The 23715-nt window shown below is 44.4% G+C and carries 23 protein-coding genes; 13 read left to right on the top strand and 10 right to left on the bottom strand.

From position 1 onward, the window contains the following. Positions 1-11: 11 nt before the first annotated feature. From leuC to VHA01S_RS01150, 3 genes are all read left to right on the top strand, one after another. Positions 12-1418 (top strand): 3-isopropylmalate dehydratase large subunit, encoded by a 1407-nt coding sequence (leuC, locus tag VHA01S_RS01160; RefSeq protein ID WP_023402519.1) that lies wholly within the window; start codon positions 12-14, stop codon positions 1416-1418. An 11-nt stretch (positions 1419-1429) separates the two neighbouring features. After that, a complete protein-coding gene (gene leuD / locus VHA01S_RS01155; RefSeq protein WP_023402518.1) occupies positions 1430-2032 on the top strand; it encodes a 3-isopropylmalate dehydratase small subunit in 603 nt (200 codons plus the stop codon). Between the two features lie 96 nt (positions 2033-2128). Next, positions 2129-2929: a DUF547 domain-containing protein gene (locus tag VHA01S_RS01150; RefSeq protein WP_023402517.1), complete on the top strand. Its 801-nt coding sequence runs from the start codon at positions 2129-2131 to the stop codon at positions 2927-2929. 3 nt (positions 2930-2932) lie between these two features. Here the strand turns inward: VHA01S_RS01150 and VHA01S_RS01145 are convergent, their stop codons facing one another. Further along, positions 2933-3478 carry a DUF924 family protein gene (locus VHA01S_RS01145; protein ID WP_023402516.1) on the bottom strand — a complete coding sequence of 182 codons (546 nt, stop codon included), beginning with the start codon at positions 3476-3478 and terminating at the stop codon, positions 2933-2935. A gap of 8 nt (positions 3479-3486) precedes the next feature. Continuing rightward, positions 3487-4332, bottom strand: a complete 846-nt coding sequence (gene djlA / locus VHA01S_RS01140; RefSeq protein WP_023402515.1) for a co-chaperone DjlA — start codon at positions 4330-4332, stop codon at positions 3487-3489. A 148-nt stretch (positions 4333-4480) separates the two neighbouring features. Between djlA and lptD the strand changes: the two genes are divergently transcribed. Genes lptD through VHA01S_RS01110 form a run of 6 tightly spaced genes read left to right on the top strand, consistent with a single transcriptional unit; the run spans position 4481 to position 11286 of the window. After that, positions 4481-6922 carry an LPS assembly protein LptD gene (gene lptD, locus VHA01S_RS01135; RefSeq protein WP_023402514.1) on the top strand — a complete coding sequence of 814 codons (2442 nt, stop codon included), beginning with the start codon at positions 4481-4483 and terminating at the stop codon, positions 6920-6922. Between the two features lie 48 nt (positions 6923-6970). Beyond that, the gene (gene surA, locus VHA01S_RS01130) at positions 6971-8281 is read left to right on the top strand and encodes a peptidylprolyl isomerase SurA (RefSeq protein ID WP_023402513.1); all 1311 of its coding nucleotides are present in this window, start codon (positions 6971-6973) and stop codon (positions 8279-8281) included. After that, positions 8271-9257, top strand: coding sequence for a 4-hydroxythreonine-4-phosphate dehydrogenase PdxA (gene pdxA / locus VHA01S_RS01125; protein ID WP_023402512.1), 987 nt, complete (start codon positions 8271-8273; stop codon positions 9255-9257). Before surA ends, pdxA begins: the two co-directional genes overlap by 11 nt. Beyond that, positions 9254-10057, top strand: a complete 804-nt coding sequence (gene rsmA / locus VHA01S_RS01120) for a 16S rRNA (adenine(1518)-N(6)/adenine(1519)-N(6))-dimethyltransferase RsmA (protein ID WP_021712467.1) — start codon at positions 9254-9256, stop codon at positions 10055-10057. The genes pdxA and rsmA overlap by 4 nt, the downstream gene beginning before the upstream one ends. 30 nt (positions 10058-10087) lie before the next feature. Further along, entirely contained in the window at positions 10088-10468 is a 381-nt protein-coding gene (gene apaG, locus VHA01S_RS01115) for a Co2+/Mg2+ efflux facilitator ApaG/CorD (RefSeq protein ID WP_023402511.1), read from the top strand. 14 nt (positions 10469-10482) lie between these two features. Next, entirely contained in the window at positions 10483-11286 is an 804-nt protein-coding gene (locus VHA01S_RS01110; RefSeq protein WP_023402510.1) for a symmetrical bis(5'-nucleosyl)-tetraphosphatase, read from the top strand. Between the two features lie 58 nt (positions 11287-11344). On the opposite strand, the gene folA is transcribed toward VHA01S_RS01110, so the two are convergent. The 7 genes from folA to rplU all read right to left on the bottom strand — a co-directional run bounded on the left by folA (position 11345) and on the right by rplU (position 16350). Further along, positions 11345-11833 carry a type 3 dihydrofolate reductase gene (gene folA, locus VHA01S_RS01105; RefSeq protein ID WP_023402509.1) on the bottom strand — a complete coding sequence of 163 codons (489 nt, stop codon included), beginning with the start codon at positions 11831-11833 and terminating at the stop codon, positions 11345-11347. Between the two features lie 10 nt (positions 11834-11843). Further along, positions 11844-12320 (bottom strand): threonine/serine exporter family protein, encoded by a 477-nt coding sequence (locus tag VHA01S_RS01100; protein WP_023402508.1) that lies wholly within the window; start codon positions 12318-12320, stop codon positions 11844-11846. Beyond that, on the bottom strand, positions 12317-13084 hold the full coding sequence (locus VHA01S_RS01095; RefSeq protein WP_023402507.1) for a threonine/serine exporter family protein: 768 nt from the start codon (positions 13082-13084) through the stop codon (positions 12317-12319). The genes VHA01S_RS01100 and VHA01S_RS01095 overlap by 4 nt, the downstream gene beginning before the upstream one ends. Positions 13085-13203: 119 nt before the next feature. Continuing rightward, complete coding sequence (locus VHA01S_RS01090) at positions 13204-14262, bottom strand: FUSC family protein (protein WP_023402506.1); 1059 nt, start codon at positions 14260-14262, stop codon at positions 13204-13206. A 112-nt stretch (positions 14263-14374) separates the two neighbouring features. Continuing rightward, entirely contained in the window at positions 14375-15541 is a 1167-nt protein-coding gene (gene cgtA, locus VHA01S_RS01085; protein ID WP_023402505.1) for an Obg family GTPase CgtA, read from the bottom strand. Between the two features lie 220 nt (positions 15542-15761). After that, on the bottom strand, positions 15762-16019 hold the full coding sequence (gene rpmA / locus VHA01S_RS01080; RefSeq protein ID WP_017029046.1) for a 50S ribosomal protein L27: 258 nt from the start codon (positions 16017-16019) through the stop codon (positions 15762-15764). 19 nt (positions 16020-16038) lie between these two features. Beyond that, positions 16039-16350: a 50S ribosomal protein L21 gene (rplU, locus tag VHA01S_RS01075; protein ID WP_017029047.1), complete on the bottom strand. Its 312-nt coding sequence runs from the start codon at positions 16348-16350 to the stop codon at positions 16039-16041. 269 nt (positions 16351-16619) lie between these two features. Here rplU and ispB point away from each other — a divergent pair, with 269 nt between their 5' ends. Next, on the top strand, positions 16620-17591 hold the full coding sequence (gene ispB, locus VHA01S_RS01070) for an octaprenyl diphosphate synthase (RefSeq protein WP_023402504.1): 972 nt from the start codon (positions 16620-16622) through the stop codon (positions 17589-17591). A 126-nt stretch (positions 17592-17717) separates the two neighbouring features. Here ispB and mdh read toward each other — a convergent pair whose 3' ends face one another. Next, complete coding sequence (gene mdh / locus VHA01S_RS01065; protein WP_023402503.1) at positions 17718-18653, bottom strand: malate dehydrogenase; 936 nt, start codon at positions 18651-18653, stop codon at positions 17718-17720. Positions 18654-18947: 294 nt separating this feature from the next. On the opposite strand from mdh, the gene argR reads away from it, so the two are divergent. The 3 genes from argR (at position 18948) to VHA01S_RS01050 (ending at position 23658) form a co-directional block, all read left to right on the top strand. Then, complete coding sequence (gene argR / locus VHA01S_RS01060; RefSeq protein ID WP_023402502.1) at positions 18948-19418, top strand: transcriptional regulator ArgR; 471 nt, start codon at positions 18948-18950, stop codon at positions 19416-19418. Between the two features lie 431 nt (positions 19419-19849). After that, positions 19850-20818: a TAXI family TRAP transporter solute-binding subunit gene (locus VHA01S_RS01055; RefSeq protein WP_023402501.1), complete on the top strand. Its 969-nt coding sequence runs from the start codon at positions 19850-19852 to the stop codon at positions 20816-20818. A 266-nt stretch (positions 20819-21084) separates the two neighbouring features. Then, positions 21085-23658, top strand: a complete 2574-nt coding sequence (locus tag VHA01S_RS01050; protein ID WP_023402500.1) for a TRAP transporter permease — start codon at positions 21085-21087, stop codon at positions 23656-23658. Positions 23659-23715 lie beyond the last annotated feature (57 nt).

The raw sequence follows: 23715 nt of genomic DNA, 5'->3' as shown, positions 1-23715 counted from the left end.
AGGAAGTAACAATGGCTAAAACTTTATATCAAAAAATCTATGATGCACATATTGCGGTAGAAGCTGAAGGCGAAAACCCTATCTTGTACATCGACAGACACTTAGTGCACGAAGTGACCTCACCACAAGCGTTTGATGGTCTGCGTGAAAAAGGTCGTCGTGTACGTCAAACGAGCAAAACCTTCGCCACCATGGATCACAACGTTTCTACGACCACCAAAGACATTAATGCCTCTGGTGAAATGGCGCGCATCCAGATGGAAACCTTGTCGAAAAACTGTGGTGAGTTTGGGGTTCGTCTTTATGACTTAAACCATAAATATCAAGGTATTGTGCATGTTATGGGCCCAGAGCTTGGTATTACCCTACCGGGCATGACCATTGTGTGTGGTGACTCACATACCGCCACTCACGGTGCATTTGGTTCTATTGCCTTTGGTATTGGTACCTCTGAAGTTGAGCATGTGTTAGCAACTCAAACCCTAAAACAGTCTCGTGCAAAAACCATGAAGATTGAAGTTAAGGGCAAGGTTGCACACGGCATTACCGCAAAAGATATCGTACTGGCGATCATTGGCAAAACAACCGCTGCTGGCGGCACTGGCTACGTGGTTGAGTTCTGTGGTGAAGCGATTACCGACCTTTCTATGGAAGGCCGTATGACCGTATGCAACATGGCTATCGAACTTGGCGCAAAAGCGGGATTGGTTGCTCCAGACCAAACCACCTTTGATTACATCAAAGGCCGTAAATTTGCTCCAACAGGCAAAGATTGGGATGACGCGGTTGAATACTGGTCAGGTCTACAATCTGATGCGAACGCTGAATTTGACGCGATCGTTACCTTAGATGCTACCGAAATCAAACCTCAGGTGACTTGGGGCACAAACCCAGGTCAGGTAATTTCGGTTGATACTCCAATCCCTAATCCGGCTAGCTTTGCTGACCCTGTAGAAAAAGCGTCTGCAGAAAAAGCCTTAGCTTACATGGGATTAGAAGCAGGAAAATCTCTATCAGAATACCCTGTTGATAAAGTATTTGTTGGCTCTTGTACCAACTCTCGTATCGAAGATATGCGCGCTGCCGCCAAAGTCGCTGCAGGGCGTAAAGTAGCGAGCCATGTGCAAGCACTTATCGTTCCAGGTTCAGAGCAAGTAAAAGCACAAGCGGAAGCCGAAGGCTTAGATAAAATATTTATTGAAGCAGGCTTTGAATGGCGTCTACCGGGCTGTTCTATGTGTTTAGCCATGAACAATGACCGTCTTGGACCACAAGAGCGCTGTGCTTCTACCAGCAACCGTAACTTCGAAGGTCGTCAAGGTCGTGAAGGCCGTACACATTTAGTTAGCCCAGCAATGGCAGCCGCAGCCGCTATCGCCGGCCATTTTGTTGATATCCGCACTTTTGAACAGCAGTAAGGGGAAAGAACATGTCAGGTTTTAAACAACATACGGGCTTAGTTGTCCCTCTTGACGCTGCTAACGTCGATACCGATGCCATCATTCCAAAGCAGTTTCTACAAAAAGTGACGCGCACCGGATTTGGCCAGCATTTGTTCCACGACTGGCGTTTTCTTGATGATGCAGGTCAACAAGCTAACCCTGAGTTTGTCATGAACGAAGCACGTTATCAGGGTGCAAGCATCCTACTAGCGCGTGAAAACTTCGGTTGCGGATCGTCTCGTGAACACGCCCCATGGGCACTGGCTGATTACGGTATTCAAGTGATGATAGCGCCAAGCTTTGCCGATATTTTCTATGGCAACTCTATCAATAATCAAATGGTACCTGTGCGTTTAACTGAAGCTGAAGTAGACGAAATCTTTACTTTTGTTGAAGCGAATGAAGGGGCTGAAATTACCGTTGATCTAGAAGCGATGTTGGTCACAGCCAATGCTAAACAGTACAGCTTCGAAATCGATGAGTTTCGCCGCCATTGCCTACTAAACGGTTTGGATAACATAGACTTAACGCTGCAGCACGTTGAGAAAATCACGGAATATGAGCAGAATATCCCTGCATTTATGCGTTAATCATTATTCGCTGAAATAGAATCTATGCTTAAAAGGTCTTGTTGATACAAGGCCTTTTTTATTGGGTTTTTCTTTGCAATCGAGATGGAGAGAGATATGTCAAAGGTATGGATACTGATTCTTGTACTGTTTTCCTGCAACAGCTTCGCCGCACCCAAGTCTGAGCTTTGGTCATACTGGGATGTGCATAGCCAAAGCAAGCAAAGCATTGATCACAGCCAATGGCAGTCTATTCTAGATACTTATCTCGTTACCCAAGGGGACTTGACGCTATTTCGCTATTCATCCGTCACTACTGCTGACAAACAGCGCCTAAAAAACTATCTAGCATCGCTGGCGAACATTGACCCTCGCCAATACTCAAAAGCCGAGCAGTACGCGTATTGGGTAAATCTATATAATGGTTTAACTGTGCAACTCATCCTTGATAATTACCCCGTCAAATCCATTACTAAACTAGGTGGTTTATTTAGCTTTGGTCCGTGGGGTGACAAACTGCTCAGCGTGACAGGAAAATCTTTAACGTTAAATGATATCGAACATCGAATTTTACGCCCTATCTGGAACGACCCTCGCACTCACTACGCCGTCAACTGTGCCAGTTTAGGTTGCCCTAACCTACAACCTCAAGCCTTTACAGCGCAAAATACTGAGCAGCTACTGACACAAAGTGCCAAGGCGTTTATCAATAGCGAAAAAGGGGTAAAAGTCAGTAATGGAGCACTACAACTCTCCTCGATTTACGATTGGTTTGCCGTGGACTTTGGCGGTAAAAAAGGCGTTTTGCAGCACATCGCACAATATCGCGATGACTTAGCCACCGCAGATAAGCTTGCCACTTTTAATGGCAAAATCACTTACGACTACGACTGGCAGTTAAATGAGACAGCTAAATAGAAACTAGAAGCTAGAGCCGGGCTGAGAAAGGAAAGCTACCTCTTCAGGTGTGCTGACTCGGCCTAAGGCTTGATTACGATGAGGATATCGGCCAAAGCGCTGTAAAATTGCGGTGTGCTTTAAGTGAAATGCGCGATTATTTTCAAGATTACTTTGGGTAAATAACTGCAATCCATGTTGATGAATAAGTAAAGACTCACTATGCATGTACGGCATGTACAGAAAGCTTCTTTGCGACAAAGGCAGTGTTTTATCTACCCCAAGAGAAACCGCTTCTTGCGCCAAGGCTAACGCTAAAGAATCATTGGCAAAAGCGAGCGCTGATTGCCGGTATAAATTGCGCGAAAACTGATCGAGTACAATAATTTCAGCTAAACGTCCACTAGCGGAGACGCGCCAATCAGCAAGCTCACATTGCACGGCTTGCTGATGTAGCGACATAAAACGCTGCTTGATCTGCAAATCAACATCTGGATTGGAGCGGAACCAATCTTGTGGTGCCAACTCTGTAAACCAATAGTGTAAGACGTCGCTATGACTCAATGTCATCAATTTGCCTATTTAAAGTTTCTCTCTTTCTTAACTACATCATAGGCGTGTTGAATCTCTTGTGCTTTTTCTTTTGCCACTTCCAGCATCTCAGGTGGCAAGCCTTTCGCTGAAAGTTTGTCTGGGTGGTGCTCATTCATCAATTTACGGTAAGCTCGTTTAATCTCTTTTGGTTCAGCGGATGCTTCGATACCCAGAATCTCATAAGCCGCAGCCAATTGATCTTGAGTCGTTGCTTGCTGCTGATAACCACCACCAGAATGTTGACCACCAAAGCCGCCACTTTGTTGGAAGCGGTATGCGGCTTCTTGCATTTTTAAACGGCGCTCTAGTTGAGCCGCGCTAAAGCCAAGCACCTCGGCAACAATGTGTAACACGTCGCGCTCTTTAGGATGCAAACTTCCATCAGCAAATGCCGCTGAAATCTGTAACTCAAGGAAGAACTGCGTCAGATCGTGTCTGCCACGGCTAATTTCGCGTACTCGATTTAACACATCACGCAGCGGGAACGAGGCCGACTTGCCTTGGCGAAATGCTTCTTGAGCTGTTCGCCTTTGATTTTCATCCAAGTTCATACGTTGCATCATGATGCTTGCAAGTTGAATCTCTTGCTCAGTAACTTGACCTTTTGCCTTAGCAACATGCCCCATCACCGAAAACGCCGCTTGGAAGAATTCTGCTTGTTGCGCCGGATTTGCGCCTCTTTGGAATCCTCCAAAGCCACTTTGACGAGCTCGACTTAGTGTTTTTGCTCGATCAAATCTATGTCCAATGTACAATCCAAGTAGCGCGCCAAAGGGGCCACCGAACAAAAAACCAAAAAATGCGCCTAATATTTTGCCAAAAAAATGCATGCTTTTTCTCAATCTACTAATTTTTATAGAGTAATGTGCTCTTTTAGTGCCTGATGCTCCAAATTCTATTATCATAAGGAACATTCTGCCGAGTAAACGGTCAACTACAGTCTACGGACTTATTCATCATCAAGGAAGTTTCTATTCGATGTCAAAATTTCCCCGCACCTGGCTAGCTCTTTCAATAACCGCCGCATTGTTGGTTACAAATGCGCAGGCGGAAACTAGTGTGCAGGAGAACTCCCCTGAAGATCAAGGATCGGTTGCAAATGTTGATCTTAATGACTCTCAGAATGACTCCACAGACAATTCAACACCAGAGCAAGATTCTGCTCCGGCTGCTGAGTTGACCGCACTGCTTTCTGCAGCCAAAGACCAAACCTTTGATCTGACGTCACAGTGCCTACCTCCTGATGATGCAGAACAAGCAAACTCGCTACCGACCAACGTTGAAGCCGATTCTCTTGATGGAATCAACGGTAAGGAAGCGACTTATCGTGGCAATGTAGAAGTGACGCAAGGAACTAAGCGCGTCAATGCCGATAGTGTCACTCTCTATCAAGATCAAAATACCATAGTTGCCAAAGGCAACGTAAAAATGACCAACGGTCAAATCAAGACAGTTTCCGATACCGCTACTACCAACCTTGATACCGATGTTACCACCCTTGAGATGGCCAACTATCAACTGCTATGTCAAAGCGGACGTGGTGATGCCAAAGTTATTCGAGCAGAAGGTAAGCTGTATTATGAGTTGAAAGATGGCTCGATCACTTCTTGTCCAGAAGATGATGACTCATGGCGCTTGGTTTCATCATCAATTGAAATAGACCAAGAAGCCGAAGAAGCGACGCTGTATAACCCACGCTTTGAAATCCAGAAAGTTCCTGTTTTTTATCTGCCATGGTTAACCGTGCCTATTGGCGATAATCGTAAAACGGGTTTCTTATATCCAACGGTAGCCTATGGCACCAGTGATGGATTTGAATTAGATGTTCCAGTTTATTGGAACCTTGCACCCAATTATGATTTAGAAACTACGTTCAAATATATGTCTGAACGTGGATTACAAACCGATGCTAAGTTTAGATACCTTAGTGACTGGGGTCGCGGTCAGATAGAAGCTCAATACCTAGCTGACGATCAAAAATATCCAGAGCTTGGTGATCGTTGGGGCTTTGGCTACAACCACTTTGGTGTATTTGACCGAAACTGGAAACTCGAAGTCGATTACGCAAAAGTCAGTGACATTTATTACTTTAGAGACATATCTTCTGACATAGGTGAACGAGAAGACGGACAGTTGCTACAACAAGGTAAAGTCTCTTATCGTAATGAACACTGGGACACCAGCTTACTAGTGCGTGATTTTCAGTTGTTATCCACCACAACTAACCTCCCTTACCGGATGTTACCGCAGTTGAGTGCGCACTATTTTTATCCTCAGCTGATGCCTAATTTAGATTTCGACGTAATCAGTCACGTTACACAGTTTTCTACCGATGACGCGCGTAAAGTGAAACCTAAAGACGCTACCCGTGTTCATATTGAACCTGGCTTCACTGTGCCACTGAATACCACTTGGGGCAGTTGGGAAACCGAAGGGCGTTTATTGGGGACGTATTACCATCAAGATCTGGACGATATTACCGATCCTAAAAATCTCGACTCGGAAGTGATTCGATCTCTGCCAGAGTTTCGTAGTACCGGGACATTGTTCCTTGAGCGAGACACCACTTTCTTAGATGGTTACACTCAAACACTAGAACCAAAAATGCAGTACTTGTATGTACCGTATAAAGATCAAAGTAATATTTACGACTACGATACCACCCTGTTGCAAACAGACTACTATGGTTTATTCAGAACTCGTAAATACAGTGGCGTTGATAAAATAGCGGCCGCAAACCAAATCAGTTATGGTGCGACAACTCGTTTTTACGACTCTAGCTACAAAGAGAGAATGAACCTCTCCTTTGGTCAGATCTACTACTTAAACACCAACTCTAGCGATACAGATCCAGCTGATTCTAACTACTCGGCTTGGGCGATTGAAAGTGACTTTAACTTCAATGACTACCTCTTCTATCATGGCGGATTACAATATGATATTAGCGCAGCGGAAATACAGTTAGCCGATAGCACCATTGAGTATCGTCAAGGTGCAGGATACATACAGACAAACTATCGTTATGTCACCAAAAGCTACCTTGATAAGACCGTAGGTAGTTCTATAAACCTCGATAACATCACCACTGATGGTATCTCACAAGTGGGTTTATTAGGCGGATATAAAATCAATAGAAACTGGAATGTAAACGGCCAATACTTCTACGATACAACTGAAAACATCATGCTAGAAGCATTAGCTCGAGTCACTTATACCTCTGATTGTTGGTATGTGGGTATCACCTACACTGACCAATTACGCTCATGGGATAATGTTGGAGTTCATACTCCAGGGCCGGAATATGAAGAGAATATTAGCTTCAATGTCGGCATTATTGGATTTGGCACTAATTTTGGAACAGATTATGGTGACGGAGGTAACGCTCTAGGTTACGGTCGTCCTTTCTATTTGAATAACTAAAACTTCACTGGAATACACCGGTGATCATTAAGATGTATTGGAAAACAAATGAATATGTTTAAACGACTCATTGCTTCGATGATCCTAATACTGATACCTGCTATGACTGTAGCAGCGCCAGTTGAATTAGACCGAGTAGTAGTAATCGTTAACGATGGCGTGATTTTACAAAGCGATATCGATAGTGCGATGAAAACACTTAAGCTCAACGTCCAAGAAAATAAACAGGCACTTCCTGAAGGCGACGTACTCAAAGAGCAAGTCATCGATAAGTTGATTATGGATGAACTGCAATCACAAGAAGCCAAGCGTATTGGCGTTCGTATTGATGACAATCGCCTTGATCAAGCTATCCAAAGTATCGCGGAAAAAAATAATCAAAGCCAAGCTCAGCTGTTGGCGAGCGTAAAAGCAAAAGGTCTTAGCTACACTGAGTTCCGAGAGCAAATTCGCACTGAAGTGGCTATCTCTGAAGCGCGCAATGCATTGGTTCGTCGTCGCATTAATATCCTGCCTGCAGAAGTCGAAACATTGGCAGGTATGTTAGCCAAAGAAACCAACAAAAATGTGAACTACGATATCAGTCACATCCAACTGCGTTTCAATGACGATCAATCTAAAGCCGAAGTAGAAGAACAAGCCAATAAGCTAGTCGAAAGACTCAAAAATGGTGAGAAATTTGCCGACCTCGCTATCGCATACTCAAAAGGTCCAAAAGCCTTAGAAGGTGGTGAGTGGGGTTGGATGCACAAAGAAGAAATGCCGACAATCTTTGCTGACCAAATCACCTCACAAGGTAAAGACGCCATTATTGGTCCTTTCCGTAGCGGTATTGGTTTCCACATCTTAAAAGTGAATGATGTTCGAGGACTAAAAACAGTTGCCGTAACCGAAGTCAATGCTCGTCATATCTTGATTAAAACCTCGGTTATTTTGAGTGATGAAGGCGCTAAACGTGAGCTGTATGATTTCATTCGTAAAATCAAATCTGGTGAAGCTACCTTTGGTGAGCTAGCACGACAATACAGTGCCGATACAGGCTCTGCGGCCAATGATGGTGAACTTGGCTACCAAACGCCGGATCTGTATGTACCTGAATTTAAGCACCAAGTAGAAACATTGCCTGTTGGTCAAATCAGCGAACCATTTGAAACCGTACATGGTTGGCATATTGTTGAAGTGCTGGATCGCCGTCAAGAAGACCGCACCGACAGCGCTATGACCAATAAAGCTTATCGCATTCTGTTTAATCGTAAGTTTAACGAAGAAGCCTCAGCCTGGATGCAAGAATTAAGAGCCAGTGCTTTCATTGAAAGACTCGACAAACAAGATACTGAAGAGGCTGACGATGCATTGTAACCGAATCATTATTACGGCCGGTGAACCTGCCGGTATTGGCCCAGATCTTGTTTTATCGTTAGCGGATAATCCTTATCCGCACCAATTGGTGGTGTGCGCCGATAAAGAGATGCTACAACAGCGCGCACAGCATCTTGGTATTGAGGTCGACATTGTTGATTACGATGCCAATAGCAAGCCAACACCGCAGCAAAAAGGCCAATTGGTAGTAGAACACATTCCATTGGCCCAGCAGACCGTAATTGGTCAGCTCAACGAAGCTAACGGCCATTATGTTCTAAAAACTTTAGAAAGAGCCGCACAAGGCTGTATGAATGATGAGTTTGCCGCTATAGTTACCGGCCCCGTGCACAAGGGGGTCATTAACCGAGCTGGTGTTGCCTTTAGTGGGCATACCGAGTTTTTCGCTGAGCAATCCGATACCCCTATGGTGGTGATGATGCTGGCAACAGAAGGACTCAAAGTTGCGTTGGTGACGACACACATTCCATTGGCTTATGTGTCAAAAGCAGTAACCGAAGAAAGAATCGAGCAAATTATGCAGATTCTACATAAGGATATGGTCACTAAGTTTGCTCTGCCAAACCCTCGCATTTATGTGTGTGGATTAAACCCTCATGCGGGAGAAGACGGCTGTTTAGGGCAAGAAGAAATCGAAACGATTTCTCCCACTTTAGATAAGCTAAGAGAACAAGGTATGGACATTGTTGGTCCACTACCTGCAGACACCATTTTTAATCACAAGTATCTAGAAGATGCGGATGTGATTTTGGGTATGTACCACGACCAAGTACTTCCAGTGCTAAAATACAAAGGCTTTGGAAGTTCCGTTAATATTACTCTGGGTCTACCCTTTATAAGAACCTCTGTCGATCATGGTACAGCCTTAGATTTGGCCGGCACAGGTAACGCGGATACAGGCAGTTTCCAAACTGCACTGTCCCACGCGATTGAATTAGTTGAGAAAAAACAATGAGAAATGATGTCCACTTAGGACACAAAGCGCGTAAACGTTTTGGTCAGAACTTTCTAAACGACCCGTACATTATCGACGGAATCGTTTCATCTATTAACCCACTACCAGGCCAAAACTTGGTTGAGATTGGCCCTGGTTTGGGCGCAATTACTGAGCCTGTGGGTAAATTAGTTGATAAGTTAACCGTAATTGAGCTAGATAGAGATCTGGCTGAACGCTTACGCAATCACCCGGATTTAAGCTCTAAGCTGACTATCCATGAAGGTGATGCTATGCGTTTTGACTTTACCCAATTGGTAAAGCCAAACAATAAGTTACGTATTTTTGGTAACTTGCCGTACAACATTTCGACCCCTTTGATGTTCCATTTGTTTGAATTTCACAAAGACATCCAAGACATGCACTTTATGCTGCAAAAAGAAGTGGTTAACCGCTTAGCCGCAGGCCCTGGCACTAAAGCCTATGGTCGCTTAACGGTTATGGCGCAATACTACTGTAAAGTAATGCCAGTATTGGAAGTGCCACCAACCGCATTTGTACCACCACCGAAAGTAGATTCCGCTGTAGTACGCCTAATGCCATACGAAGTATTACCGTACCCAGCAAAAGATCTAAAATGGCTTGATAGAGTGTGTCGTGATGGCTTTAACCAGCGTCGCAAAACCATTCGTAACTGCTACCGCTCGCTAATTAGTGCCGAAGTTATGGAGCAGTTAGATATCAATCCAAGCATGCGCCCAGAGAACCTCACTCTGAAACAATTTGTCGATATGGCCAACTGGCTTGCAGACAATCACTAAGGCTTAATCACCTTAGCAAGGAGACCGAATATGGACGTTAGTCAACCTTGTATCAAATGTCATGTGCAAACTAAATACATAGAGGCGCAATCTGAAGCAGAGAGCGGCCACTATGTATTTATTTACATGATCACCATAAAAAACCTCAGCCCCACCCCTGTACAACTGCTTTCTCGATACTGGCTAATCACCGATGGTGATGGCAAAGAAATGACGGTAGAAGGCGATGGCGTGGTCGGAGAGCAACCTGTCATTGATTCTAATGACGATTACTCCTACACCAGCAGTACAGCGTTAAAAACCCCTGTCGGCGTGATGCAAGGCCACTATGTCATGCAAACCACTGAGGGTAAGCGCTTTCGCGCTCAAATATCCCCATTTAGCCTTTCTGTACCCAATATCATTAACTAATTTGAGGCCACAACTTGTCTAACTATCTCGTTGGCGATATCCAAGGCTGCTTGGACGAACTCCTTTTATTACTTGAACAAGTTCACTTTAACCCACAGCAAGACACACTGTGGGTCGCCGGTGATCTGGTCGCTCGCGGACCAAAATCACTAGAAACATTGCGTTTTATTCGAGATTTAGGCGATGCTGCTAAAGTCGTTTTGGGTAATCATGACTTACATCTGATTGCCGTTTCATTAGGTATTCATAGCGCGAAGCCAAGAGACAAAACCCAACCTATTTTAGACGCTGAAGATTGCGAACAACTGATCGAGTGGCTTCGCCAGCAACCTTTGCTAGCCGAGCACCCTGAATTTGTGATGAGCCATGCTGGGATATACCCTCTATGGGATTTATCACAAACCAAAGCCGCCGCCGCAGAAGTAGAATCGGAACTGCGTGGGGATAATTGGCAGTCATTAATAAAACAAATGTACGGTAACTCTCCCGACATTTGGCACCCTTCCCTACAAGGAATGGAGCGTCTGCGCTTTATCATCAATGCCTTCACCCGCATGCGTTATTGCTACCACGATGGTCGCTTAGACATGGCCAGCAAGCTGCCACCAGATCAAGAAGACAAGAGTAAGCTACTGCCTTGGTTTGAACTTACCCAGCGCAAGCCGCTATCGAAAAAAGCCATTTTTGGACATTGGGCCGCATTGATGGGCATCGACGCGCCACAAGTTATCGGATTAGATACTGGCTGTGTGTGGGGAAATTATATGACGTTGCTCAGATGGGAAGATAAGCGCTACTTTACTCAAGCAGCGCTTTAAAACTAAAAATTTATATATAGATTTATATCGATAGGCTGATTGAGTTCAGCTTATCTACCTACTTATCTACTTTATCTAAAACAACAAACTCCATAGCATGCGCATTTTTCTCATCAGCGGCGAAGGTTTCACTGTAGCTCTGTGTCCAATGCTCGCCCCAATCAGGAAATTGCGTATCTCCTGCTACTTCTAAATCAATATGAGTTAAATACAGCTTGTTGGCTAAAGGTAAGCAGTGTTGATAGATAGAGCCGCCACCAATAATCATCACCTCAGCTTGCTCCGCAACCAACTCTAATGCTTGCTCAACCGAAGTAACCGTAGTGACACCATCAATTTGCAACTGTGAATCACGGCTAATCACCAGGTTATGACGACCCGGTAAAGGACGGCCAATAGACTCATAGGTTTTACGACCCATAATCACAGGCTTACCCATAGTGCACTTTTTAAACCAAGCAAAATCTGCCGGTAAATGCCACGGCATTTGGTTGTCTTTGCCGATAACACGGTTGTGAGCCATAGCGGCAATCATACTAATGATCATTGATGTTCCTTTAAACGATAGGACGACGACGATAAATAAACAATCCAGGCATAGCGAGCCCAACTGCAAGTCCTGCAATGATAAACATTGCGGTCAGGAAATTCTCTATCAAACTGGCAAATAATACTGGGGTATAGCCTGTTTGGTTAATTTCTACCATCGCTATCATAGCATTAAAGGCATACACCCCCGGAACCATAGGGATCATGGCCGCCACGGTGAACACTTTTGGATGTGCCAAAAAACGACGTGACCAAATCACGCCAATAAAACCCACCAAGGTAGCGGCAAACAAAGTCGCCCATTCTATAGGCATGCCAAAATGCATCATAAAGAAACGCGAACCATGCCCGACCGCTCCGCCTAAAGCACAATAGAAAAGTGCATTTTTAGGGACATTAAACACCAACGCAAAGCCGACTGCAGGAATGGCGGCAAAAAACATGTCATCGATTAGCGCGAGTAATAATGAAAAGAACTCGTTCATAGCATCACTCCAAACATGGCCAACACACCACTAACAGCGACGATTCCCAAGCAAGTGGCAAGTGTCAGTAAGCTACCCATCACAAAGCGAGCAATGCCCATATTGATATAGCCTTTTAGCACATCAGCTACAGCATTTATTAAGGGGAATCCGGGAACTAACATTAACACCGACGATGCCATAACAACATTTGGGCTGTTGCCAATTTCAAACACAACCGCTTGCGCCGATACAAAGGTGGTAACGAAAGCGGTCACGGCAAAGTTAAGCATCGGATTAAAGTGGCGATGACCAATCTCTTGTCGCACAATCATGCCAATTGACGAGGCCAAAAATGTCATGCAAAAGACCGCTTTATCACCACCAGCAAGGTGGCTAAAGGATGCACACGATAAGCCGATCATGAATACAACGAGCCAACGATTGTAACGCTCAGGGGTGATCTTATCTAACTTCTGTTGCGCTAAATTATGATCAAGTATGCCTTTTTCTAGCATAATGCAAACACGCTGAACTTCCGTTACCACTCGCATATTTATGCCTCTATCAGCACAGCGACGCGCCGTAGTCATGCAGTGTTCACTGGTTACGGTTGTTACGACAAAGGAGTTGGCACACACAGAGACTTGAACCTCATCCATACCACACGCTAGGCCAATACGTTCCATAATACCGACAATTAAAGCACTTTCAGCACCATGCGCATGTAACATTTGCCCTGCTTGAGCAATGAGGCGAGAGATTGAGCGTTGTTCAGATTCCATTCTTACTTTACAAATCGTTTAAAATAAAGCCAACATTCTATTGGCTTTACTTAAAAAACTATACCCGTAATTGAATTTTAATTGATTAAAAACAACCACTATTGCATATAAAAATATCATTAGTGCTCTTGTGAGAGGTTTAAGGCTAAAACAAGCAGTTTCTTTAAATCCCCTAGATCTTCAATTAACTTCAAGTTAAGCCATACATACCCATAAATGTTAGACTCTTCACCGCCCAACTCGGCGATATTGCTTTTCAGTTCTCGGGTAATCTCATCGATACCTTGCACATTCAAACCGCCTCGAATCTCGCCCTTTTCCACTAAATAGGCAAGGTCTTGCAACTCTTGTTCTATCTGCTTCTGACAACTATTCAAAGGCTTAGACCACAACATATTCAAATGACTTTCTCTATCACTCCAATAAGAGTGGTTGAGTAACCCTATGGTATTTAATAGATTTCGCATTTGATTGTTAATGGCGTCCAGTAACTGACGTTTCAGTTTGGTTTCTTTTACCGAGGGGGAAATAAGGGTGTTAATCACCGCCATTTCTTTCATGATGATGCTTTGATAAGGCTCTAAACTAGGCTTTTCTAATACATTGGGAGAGTATGAAAGATGATAAACTTTAGAGAAGTTAGTCAATGTATTGGCGGTACGTAAACGCCAATGTATAAAAGCTCGTTGCGGGTGAATAAGACAAAATAATACCGCAATGATACAACCAAGAGTCACATCTAAACCGCGCCACACAGCAACATCAATATGCGTATTCGAAGAACCTACTGTTACCGCCAACGTGATACCTATTAGAATCCCTACATAAGGTCTCTTTCCTAAAGCAAAGTAACCACTGAGGAAGATCACAATAGAGCACCATAGATACATCAACAGCATAGAGTGCTGACTCATCGCCAGACCTAAAATCCCTGAAACAGCACCAATAGTTGTGCCTAGCACTCGGTGCCATGCTCGTGGTAATACGTTGCCGAGATAAGACATAGGACCGATAACCACAAATAATGTAATCAAGATCCAAGAACGCTCAGGTAGCGCAAAATAGGAGGTGACAATCAGTGTGGAAACAAACGCAACTGCAATACGAATGCCGTGTACGATGCGATAACGAGCAAAAATAAACGCGTCAAGATCAGAAATTTTCTTGTTCAGATACATACTCTCATATCCTTGAGATGAAACTGTACAGCCAAATAAAAAAAGAGCCTGAATAGAAATTCAAGGCTCTTTTTATTATGTTTATAAATCAAATGATTGTCTATAGAAGATACTAATCACGTACGTAGATTACGTGGCCATCATCTTCTTCATCGTCGTCCCAATCATCGTCATCTTCAGTCACTACATTGCTACCTGACATAGCATCTTTGTGGTAGTCATCCCACATGAAGTCAACTTTGTCTTCTTCTTCAATCTCTTCCGCTTCGCGAGGTAGATTGTCCATGAAGTCAGCCAGCTTGTAACATAACTCTTTAGTACCCTGCTTGTTGATTGCAGACACTTTAAAGTATTGATCTTCCCAACCAAGCGCATCCAAGATCTCTTGGATCTTTTCGTTCGCTTCATCTTCTGGCATAAGATCCACTTTGTTAAAGACTAACCAACGTGGCTTGTTCAGCAACTTCTCACTGTACTGCTCAAGTTCATCGATAATGGTCAATGCATTTTGCACTGGATCACTTTCATCGATCGGCATGATGTCGATCATATGCAGTAGCACGCGACAACGTTCCAAGTGCTTCAAGAAGCGAATACCAAGGCCTGCGCCATCAGCTGCGCCTTCGATAAGTCCAGGAATATCAGCAACTACGAAGCTTTTCTCCGGAACCACACTGACTACGCCTAAGCTAGGAATAAGTGTGGTAAACGGATAATCCGCTACCTTTGGTTTAGCCGCAGAAACTGAGCGAATAAAAGTAGATTTACCTGCGTTTGGCAAGCCAAGCATACCTACGTCAGCTAACAGCAATAGCTCTAAACGAAGTTCACGAACCTCGCCTTTGGTACCCATTGTCTTTTGACGAGGTGCGCGGTTCACTGATGACTTGAAGCGCGTGTTACCTAAGCCGTGCCAGCCACCTTTCGCGATCATGACTTTTTTGCCGTGTTCAGCCACTTCACCGACGGTTTCATTGGTATGAATATCAACGGCGCGAGTACCCACTGGCACTTTAAGCGTCAAATCTTTACCACGTTTACCGGTACAATTACCACCACGACCATTCTCACCACGATCAGCGGCGTAGAAGCGCTGGAAACGGTAATCAATCAGTGTGTTAAGGTTTTCGTCAGCTTCAAGGTAGATATCACCACCGTCGCCGCCATCGCCCCCATCAGGACCACCTTTTGTAATAAACTTTTCACGCCAGAAACTTACGATGCCGTTACCGCCATCACCCGCTTCTACCTTTACTGTTGCTTCATCTACGAATTTCATTTCTCACTCCGTATTGGTGTGAATACCCGACTGGATCAAATGTAGCAGATCCAATTGTGTTTGGTTCTAGGTATCTGGGTGCTAGACCCTAGGGGTTATCAATCATCATAAGAGACCGATATCATCTCTAGGACCCAGGACCAAGAAACCGAGTACCTATAAAATAAAAAACCCCGCCTAATTGGCAGGGCTTTTGAATTCAGCTTGTTCTAAGTAATAATTACTCAGAATCGATGCTTACAAATTTACGGTTCTTAGGACCTTTAACTTCAAATTTCACTTTACCTTCAGTAAGAGCGAAAAGAGTGTGGTCTTTACCGATACCAACGTTGTTACCAGCGTGGAATTTAGTACCACGTTGACGAACGATGATGTTACCCGCTAGAACTGATTCGCCACCAAAACGCTTAACACCTAGGCGTTTGCTTTCTGAATCGCGACCGTTACGAGTAGAACCGCCAGCTTTTTTGTGTGCCATTGTTTAACTCTCCTAAAACTTAAGCGTTAATGCCAGTGATCTTCACTTCAGTGAACCACTGACGATGACCTTGTTGCTTACGAGAGTGCTTACGACGACGGAACTTAACGATTTTTACTTTATCGCCACGACCGTGCTTAACCACTTCAGCTACAACTTTACCGCCCTCTACAAGAGGAGCACCAACAGTGATTTCTTCACCGTTTGCGATCATAAGAACTGAGTCAAACTCAACAGTTGCACCAGTTTCAACGTCCAATTTCTCTAAACGAAGAGTTTGGCCTTCGCTTACACGGTGTTGTTTACCACCAGATTGGAAAACAGCGTACATATTTTACTCCGCTTTTTCCGCACAGCCTTTGCCTGTTTTGGGCAGTTTGGGTGTGCGCTAACTAATTTATCAATAGGGCGCAGATTCTACGTGAACGCATCACATAAAACAAGCCATATTTTAAAAAAATAGGCGAAAAGATAATCGCCACATAAAAGTGTGAGAATGATGCCTTTTACAGCTGTATTTAGCAACGTTTTTTAGTGTAAAATTCGACATTAATTATCATCTTAGCTACCCCTTTGTAGCAACTCAAAACCGGAAGTATCATGGACTTTAGTGCTATCCAGGACCTCACTGCCGATGACATGGCAAAAGTAGATCAAACAATCCAAGCCCAATTAAACTCAGAGGTCACTCTGATTAATCAACTGGGTTACTACATTGTCAGTGGTGGCGGAAAGCGTCTGCGCCCTCTCATCACGCTCCTATCAGCTCGTGCGTTAGGCTACCAAGGTGAAGGTCATATTACGGCAGCTGCGTTCATTGAATTCATCCATACGGCAACTTTGTTACACGATGATGTGGTAGACGAATCCGATATGCGACGCGGCAAAGAAACCGCAAATGCCGCTTTTGGTAATGCACCTAGCGTATTGGTCGGTGATTATATTTACACTCGCTCTTTCCAAATGATGACTAGCTTAGGATCTTTGAGGATCCTTGAGCTAATGAGTGAAGCGGTAAACGTCATCGCTGAAGGTGAAGTTCAGCAATTAATGAATTGCAACGATGCCTCAACAACAGAAGAAAGCTACATGCAGGTGATCTACTCTAAAACCGCACGCCTGTTTGAATCTGCCTCTCAGTTATCGGCTATTTTGGCAGAAGCAGGCCCTGAAATGGAAACAGCCATGCAAACCTACGGTCGCCATCTTGGCACCGCATTCCAGCTCATTGATGATGTATTAGATTACACCGCTGACGGCAAAGAGATGGGTAAGAACGTGGGTGATGACCTAGCAGAGGGTAAACCTACCCTTCCGTTGCTGTACGCTATGCAGAATGGCTCACAGGAACAAAGAGAGATGATTGTTGAAGCCATTGAAAAAGCCAACGGAATGGATCGACTCGATGACATTTTAGCGGCTATGCATCAAACTGGCGCGTTAGAATACACCACTAAAGTGGCGAATCAGGAAGCCGATAAAGCGATTGCCGCTTTAACGAAACTGGCTGACTCCCCTGAAAAACAAGCGCTTGAAGCACTGGCGCACCTTGCCGTTAAACGCAGCAAGTAATCGCTCTTTGCATTAATCATGTTTAGCGCCGATCACAAATACGACATCTAACAAATAAAAAAGCGGATCATCATGATCCGCTTCTCGTATCCAATTTGTCCCGTCCTAAAACAAGTCAGCCAACCGCTATTTAGCGAATGCTTCGCCTTTACTGATATCGTTAGACAATGTTTCCAACATACCGTCTAAAGAGGATCTTTCAAAATCACTCAGCTCGCCATAATCTAATATTTCTTCAACACCCTCTTTACCCAACTTCACAGGCTGAGCAAAGAATCGCGTATGTTCGCCTCGGCCTTCAACATAAGCACATTCAACGATATTAGATTCACCTTGCAGTGCGCGTACCAATGATAGACCAAAGCGACAAGCTGCTTGCCCCATTGACAAGGTTGCACTACCACCGCCGGCTTTTGCTTCAACAACCTCAGTGCCCGCATCTTGGATACGAATAGTTAACCAAGAAACTTCTTCACTGGTAAATTCCACACCTTCAATTTGAGAAAGGAGAGGAAGAATCGTCACACCAGAGTGGCCACCAATAACAGGTACATTAACTTTGGTTGGATCAAGTCCTTTCAATTGACCGACAAACGTTTCAGAGCGAATCACATCCAAAGTTGTCACACCAAATAAGCGACGCTTATCGTATACACCAGCTTTTTTCAGTACGTCAGCCGCAATTGCTACGGTTGTGTTGACTGGGTTGGTGATAATACCGATGCATGCTGTTGGGCAAACCACTGCGATCTTTTCTGCTAATGATTTGACAATACCAGCATTTACATTGAATAGATCTTCACGATCCATACCCGGTTTACGAGCTACACCTGCCGAGATTAATACAACATCTGCATCGACCAATGCGGGTGTTGGATCTTCCCCTGAGAAACCAGAAACAGTTACTGGAGTTGGTATATGACCAAGATCAGCAGCAACGCCAGGAGTTACAGGTGCAATGTCATAAAGAGCTAGATCTGAACCAGCAGGAAGGTTGTTTTTCAATAGTAGGGCTAGTGCTTGTCCAATACCACCAGCAGCTCCGATAACAGCGACTTTCATTGTGTTCTCCTTGGATAATTTAGAGGTAGTTTTGTTCCGTGATATATTAAGCCTGAAATTATAATATTTACTTTGCATTTACAATTACGCAACCACACCTTTGCGACCTTACTCACTCATCGCACCTCTATTCCTGCTAATGCCTGCCCTTCATCACGAATTGACACACTAAATAAGAGGTTTTTATCGAGTAACAATCCCATTACTTGGGAATGATCCCGTTCTATGAGACACTGTACTGACTGAGGTAAAGCTCTCCAGTAAACATAAAATCAATAATATGTGGAACAAGTAATGCGAAACAGCGAAAAACAGGACCATTTAGTCCGCGAGTTCAAATCCCTTTTGAAACAAGAACGTTTCGGCTCACAAAGTGAGATTGTTGAAGCACTAAAGCTCGAAGGGTTTGACAATATCAATCAATCTAAAGTCTCGCGCATGCTCACCAAGTTTGGTGCTGTTCGAACTCGCAATGCCAAAATGGAAATGGTTTATTGCTTGCCAGCAGAGCTTGGAGTACCAACAGTATCAAGCTCATTGCGTGAATTAGTCTTAAGCATCGACTACAACAATGCGCTTGTTGTTATCCATACTGGCCCTGCCGGTGCGCAACTGATTGCTCGACTGCTTGACTCTCTAGGTAAGTCGGAAGGCATTCTTGGCGTTGTCGCTGGCGATGACACCATCTTCATTACCCCAACCCTAGAAATTGACACCAAACAACTCTTCGACTCTGTTTGCGAACTCTTTGAATACGTTGGATAAAATATAATTTTTCCACTAACACAGCCTGATTTTCAGGCTGTGAGAACGATCACATCCTTATAAAATACTCCTTATTGACCGCAAAAACCATAAGTAACTGTTTATAAAGACTTTTATTGAAAATAACCTTTTAAATTAATCGCATAAGCAACTGATTTTGTACTGTCAATCTTGCTATGCACCCTATTTCTGGTTGTTTTTTGATATGATGCAGACACTTTTTCAACAAATCCCCTATCACTATTGATGTTATGTTGAGCGTTTCTTTAAAGAGAACTACGCTTAAAAGATGCGACAAGATCGATAAAAATAACGTCATTTAAGTGCTATGGGCATTGTAGGAGTTGAAAAAGATGCCGTTTCCATACAGGAAACCTCAACAGCACATAGAAGGCTGTTGGTATGATCATGGACATAAGGAAGAAAACATCATGGCATTTAAGAAAGCAATTAAGTTTGGCGCGATTGCAGCTGCAGTTATGGGTGCAAGCGTTGTTTCTGCTCAAGAGTTCATTACTATCGGTACAGGCTCAGTAACGGGTGTTTATTACCCAACTGGCGGCGCTATCTGTAAGTTAGTTAACAAAGATCGCAACGATCACAGCATTCGTTGTTCAGTGGAATCCACTGGCGGTTCTATTTACAACGTCAACACTCTTCGCTCTGGTGAGCTTGATTTTGGTATCGTACAGTCTGATTGGCAGTTCCACGGCTACAACGGTACTAGCAAGTTTTCTGAGCAAGGCCCATACAAGAAACTACGTGCGGTATTCTCCCTTCATACCGAACCTTTTAATATAATCGCACGCGAAGATTCTGGTATTAACAACGTTTCTGACCTAGCTGGCAAGCGTGTCAACATTGGTAACCCTGGCTCTGGTGACCGTGCAACTATGAGTGTTGTAATGGACGCAATGGGCTGGACTAACGACAGCTTTAAACTGGCTTCTGAGCTAAAAGGTTCTGAGCGTTCACAAGCACTTTGTGATAACAAGATTGATGCATTCATCTACATGGTAGGTCACCCAAATGGCTCTATCAAAGAAGCAACAACCTCTTGTAATGCAAAACTGGTCCCTGCGACTGGCCCACAGATCGACAAGATCGTTGCTGACAACCCATACTACGCATTTAGCACAGTTCCGGCTGGCATGTATCGTGGTACAGACATTGACGTGAAAAGCTTCGGTGTTGCAGCAACTATGGTAACCACATCGGACGTTTCTGATGAAGTTGCTTATACCGTGGCAAAAGGGGTATTTGAGAACTTTGATACCTTCAAACGTCTACACCCTGCTTTCGCTAATTTGAAAAAAGAAAACATGGTAAAAGATGGTATTTCCATTCCACTTCACCCAGGTGCAGTGAAGTACTACAAAGAAGTCGGCCTACTTAAGTAAGTAGCTGACCATAATACCAATCACTTAATTATTGCGATTGGTATGAGGAGGCTTCGGCCTCCTTTTCAACCTATTTGTAGTATTGGGAAACACCATCCCCACTAGTCAATGCCCCCTTTCAGGTGGGACTTTTTATTTGCCACAACTTGGCAGTACCTTTCTATATTGTAATTTTTATTGGCTAGTATTTCGGCTTGCTCTAGAACTATTGGTGATACCAATCACAGCTCTTAGCCCGCCTGCGTCAACAGAATTAGGATACACTAATGACACATTCAACGACTCCGTCTCAAGAAGCCCAAGATATCGTCGCGCAAGCCGATACGGGAGCACGTAATCCCTTCGGAATTGCTGGAAAAATTCTCTGGTTTGTACCTTTGTGCTGGTCACTATTCCAGCTTTGGTATGCATCACCACTGCCGTTTATTTTCAACTTCGCCATATTAAATGATACTGAGGCTCGTTCTATTCACTTAGCCTTCGCTATCTTCTTAGCCTTTACCGCTTACCCGGCAATGAAACGCTCACCTCGCGACAGAATTCCTGTCGTTGATTGGGTTCTGGCGTTAGTCGGTAGCTTATCGGCCGCTTATATCTATCTGTTTTACACCCAACTCGCAGGACGCTCTGGCGCACCCACTTCTTTTGATATTGTGGCCGCTGTAACCGGAATGGTATTGCTACTGGAAGCAACACGTCGCGCATTAGGTCCACCACTGATGGTGGTAGCCGCAGTATTTCTACTGTACACCTTTGGTGGTCCACATATGCCAGATGTTATTGCACATAAAGGGGCGAGCTTAAACAAAGCGATGTCGCATTTATGGCTGACAACCGAAGGGGTTTTCGGCATTGCACTGGGCGTTTCTACCTCCTTTGTTTTCCTGTTTGTATTGTTTGGCGCCATGCTAGAGCGCGCAGGAGCAGGCGCTTACTTCATTAAAGTGGCCTTCTCATTGCTTGGTCATATGCGCGGAGGCCCAGCCAAAGCGGCTGTCGTCGCCTCTGGACTTTCAGGTTTAGTCTCTGGCTCTTCCATTGCAAACGTAGTCACTACGGGGACTTTCACCATTCCACTGATGAAGCGAGTGGGCTTTCCGGGCACCAAAGCGGGCGCGGTAGAAGTTGCCGCTTCAACCAATGGTCAGCTGACGCCACCCATTATGGGCGCGGCGGCGTTTCTGATGGTGGAATACGTCGGAATATCCTATGTCGAAGTGATTAAAGCGGCGCTCTTACCTGCATTAATCTCCTACATTGCTCTTATCTACATTGTGCATCTGGAAGCCTGCAAAGCAGGAATGCAAGGACTGCCACGCCGACATACTCCAACCAAACTGCAAAGCCTTACTTCCTTTATCGGCACCATTTTAGGCTTATGCGTCATCAGTGCTGCGGTATATTACGGCATTGGCTGGACCAAAGATGTGTTTGGCGCCGCCGCAACGCCTATTGTGACCGTGGCGTTATTGCTGAGCTATGTTGGCCTTGTTCGAGTGTCATCTCGCTATCAAGAACACGCTGAAATGGACCCAGAGCTAACAGAAATTCCAGATGTTGGCCCTACGGTAAAATCAGGACTGCATTTTTTACTGCCTATCGTAGTGCTTGTTTGGTGCTTAACCGTAGAACGCTTTTCTCCGGGTTTATCGGCATTTTGGGCCAGTGTATTTATGATTTTTGTCTTGCTGACTCAGCGTCCACTGATGGATCTGTTTAACAAGCAAAACAACACCTTTGCCGCCTTCAAACTGGGCGTACACGATCTACTGGAAGCTTTAGTATCTGGCGCTCGTAATATGATAGGCATTGGCGTAGCAACGGCGGCGGCAGGTATTGTAGTGGGCGTAGTGACCCTTACCGGTATTGGCTTAGTGATGACTGACTTCGTCGAGTTCATCTCTGGTGGCAACATCATTATGATGCTTCTATTTACTGCCATTATCAGTTTAATTCTCGGCATGGGACTACCAACTACCGCAAACTACATAGTGGTCTCTACCTTGATGGCTCCGGTTATCGTCACCCTAGGTGCCGCTCACGGGCTGATCATTCCACTTATTGCCGTGCACTTGTTTGTGTTCTATTTCGGTATTCTTGCCGATGATACACCGCCTGTCGGTTTAGCCGCTTTTGCTGCGGCCGCAATTGCTAAATCCGATCCGATTCGCACTGGTATTCAGGGTTTTACTTACGATATACGTACTGCAATTTTGCCGTTTATGTTTATCTTTAATACTCAACTACTAATGATGGGGATCGACAGTTGGTGGCACTTATTACTTACGGTGCTTTCTGCCATCACCGCTATGTTGCTGTTTTCTGCTGCCACGCAAGGATGGTGGTTTACTAAAAATAAATGGTGGGAAACCATCGCTTTATTGTTACTGACCTTCACCTTCTTCCGACCAGGTTTTTGGTGGGATCAAATCTACCCAGCCAAAATAGAAGTGCCCGCCTCAGAAATCTCGCAAGTAGTACAGAAAATGCCTGTAGGGCAAACACTGGAAATGCGAGTGGCCGGTGAAAACATTGAAGGAAAGTTCATTGCTAAAACAGTGCGCCTGCCTTTTGACGATAATGCTGTATCTGCTGAAGATCGCATCTCATCAATGGGCTTAATGCTGTCTCACAATGATGATAATGTCATCGTTGATATGGTGGAGTTTGGCAGTCCTGCCGAAGCTTCTGGGATCGATTTTGATTGGCAAATTCAACATATCATCCAAAAAGCTGAGCGCCCGATGAAAGAGTGGGTGTTCTTGCCTGCGCTTATTTTAGTGATATTAATGGGCTTAAATCAAAAACGACGCGTAACTAGAGAGTCTATCACCACTTAATTTGATTTCGCTCAATGCCCCATAGTCTGCTCTATGGGGCAATAGACACGACGCAAT

Origin of the sequence: Vibrio halioticoli NBRC 102217, from assembly GCF_000496695.1 — a bacterium.
GTDB classification, from domain to species: Bacteria; Pseudomonadota; Gammaproteobacteria; order Enterobacterales; family Vibrionaceae; genus Vibrio; species Vibrio halioticoli.
Note: the sequence above shows the minus strand (reverse complement) of the source record. Positions and strands in the feature narration are given on the sequence as shown.

Coding starts and splice junctions, on each gene's coding strand:
- leuC (WP_023402519.1), top strand. CDS start 12: ATGGCTAAAACTTTATATCAAAAAATCTATGATGCACATATTGCGGTA.
- leuD (WP_023402518.1), top strand. CDS start 1,430: ATGTCAGGTTTTAAACAACATACGGGCTTAGTTGTCCCTCTTGACGCT.
- VHA01S_RS01150 (WP_023402517.1), top strand. CDS start 2,129: ATGTCAAAGGTATGGATACTGATTCTTGTACTGTTTTCCTGCAACAGC.
- VHA01S_RS01145 (WP_023402516.1), bottom strand. CDS start 3,478: ATGACATTGAGTCATAGCGACGTCTTACACTATTGGTTTACAGAGTTG.
- djlA (WP_023402515.1), bottom strand. CDS start 4,332: ATGCATTTTTTTGGCAAAATATTAGGCGCATTTTTTGGTTTTTTGTTC.
- lptD (WP_023402514.1), top strand. CDS start 4,481: ATGTCAAAATTTCCCCGCACCTGGCTAGCTCTTTCAATAACCGCCGCA.
- surA (WP_023402513.1), top strand. CDS start 6,971: ATGAATATGTTTAAACGACTCATTGCTTCGATGATCCTAATACTGATA.
- pdxA (WP_023402512.1), top strand. CDS start 8,271: ATGCATTGTAACCGAATCATTATTACGGCCGGTGAACCTGCCGGTATT.
- rsmA (WP_021712467.1), top strand. CDS start 9,254: ATGAGAAATGATGTCCACTTAGGACACAAAGCGCGTAAACGTTTTGGT.
- apaG (WP_023402511.1), top strand. CDS start 10,088: ATGGACGTTAGTCAACCTTGTATCAAATGTCATGTGCAAACTAAATAC.
- folA (WP_023402509.1), bottom strand. CDS start 11,833: ATGATCATTAGTATGATTGCCGCTATGGCTCACAACCGTGTTATCGGC.
- VHA01S_RS01100 (WP_023402508.1), bottom strand. CDS start 12,320: ATGAACGAGTTCTTTTCATTATTACTCGCGCTAATCGATGACATGTTT.
- VHA01S_RS01095 (WP_023402507.1), bottom strand. CDS start 13,084: ATGGAATCTGAACAACGCTCAATCTCTCGCCTCATTGCTCAAGCAGGG.
- VHA01S_RS01090 (WP_023402506.1), bottom strand. CDS start 14,262: ATGTATCTGAACAAGAAAATTTCTGATCTTGACGCGTTTATTTTTGCT.
- cgtA (WP_023402505.1), bottom strand. CDS start 15,541: ATGAAATTCGTAGATGAAGCAACAGTAAAGGTAGAAGCGGGTGATGGC.
- rpmA (WP_017029046.1), bottom strand. CDS start 16,019: ATGGCACACAAAAAAGCTGGCGGTTCTACTCGTAACGGTCGCGATTCA.
- rplU (WP_017029047.1), bottom strand. CDS start 16,350: ATGTACGCTGTTTTCCAATCTGGTGGTAAACAACACCGTGTAAGCGAA.
- ispB (WP_023402504.1), top strand. CDS start 16,620: ATGGACTTTAGTGCTATCCAGGACCTCACTGCCGATGACATGGCAAAA.
- mdh (WP_023402503.1), bottom strand. CDS start 18,653: ATGAAAGTCGCTGTTATCGGAGCTGCTGGTGGTATTGGACAAGCACTA.
- argR (WP_023402502.1), top strand. CDS start 18,948: ATGCGAAACAGCGAAAAACAGGACCATTTAGTCCGCGAGTTCAAATCC.
- VHA01S_RS01055 (WP_023402501.1), top strand. CDS start 19,850: ATGGCATTTAAGAAAGCAATTAAGTTTGGCGCGATTGCAGCTGCAGTT.
- VHA01S_RS01050 (WP_023402500.1), top strand. CDS start 21,085: ATGACACATTCAACGACTCCGTCTCAAGAAGCCCAAGATATCGTCGCG.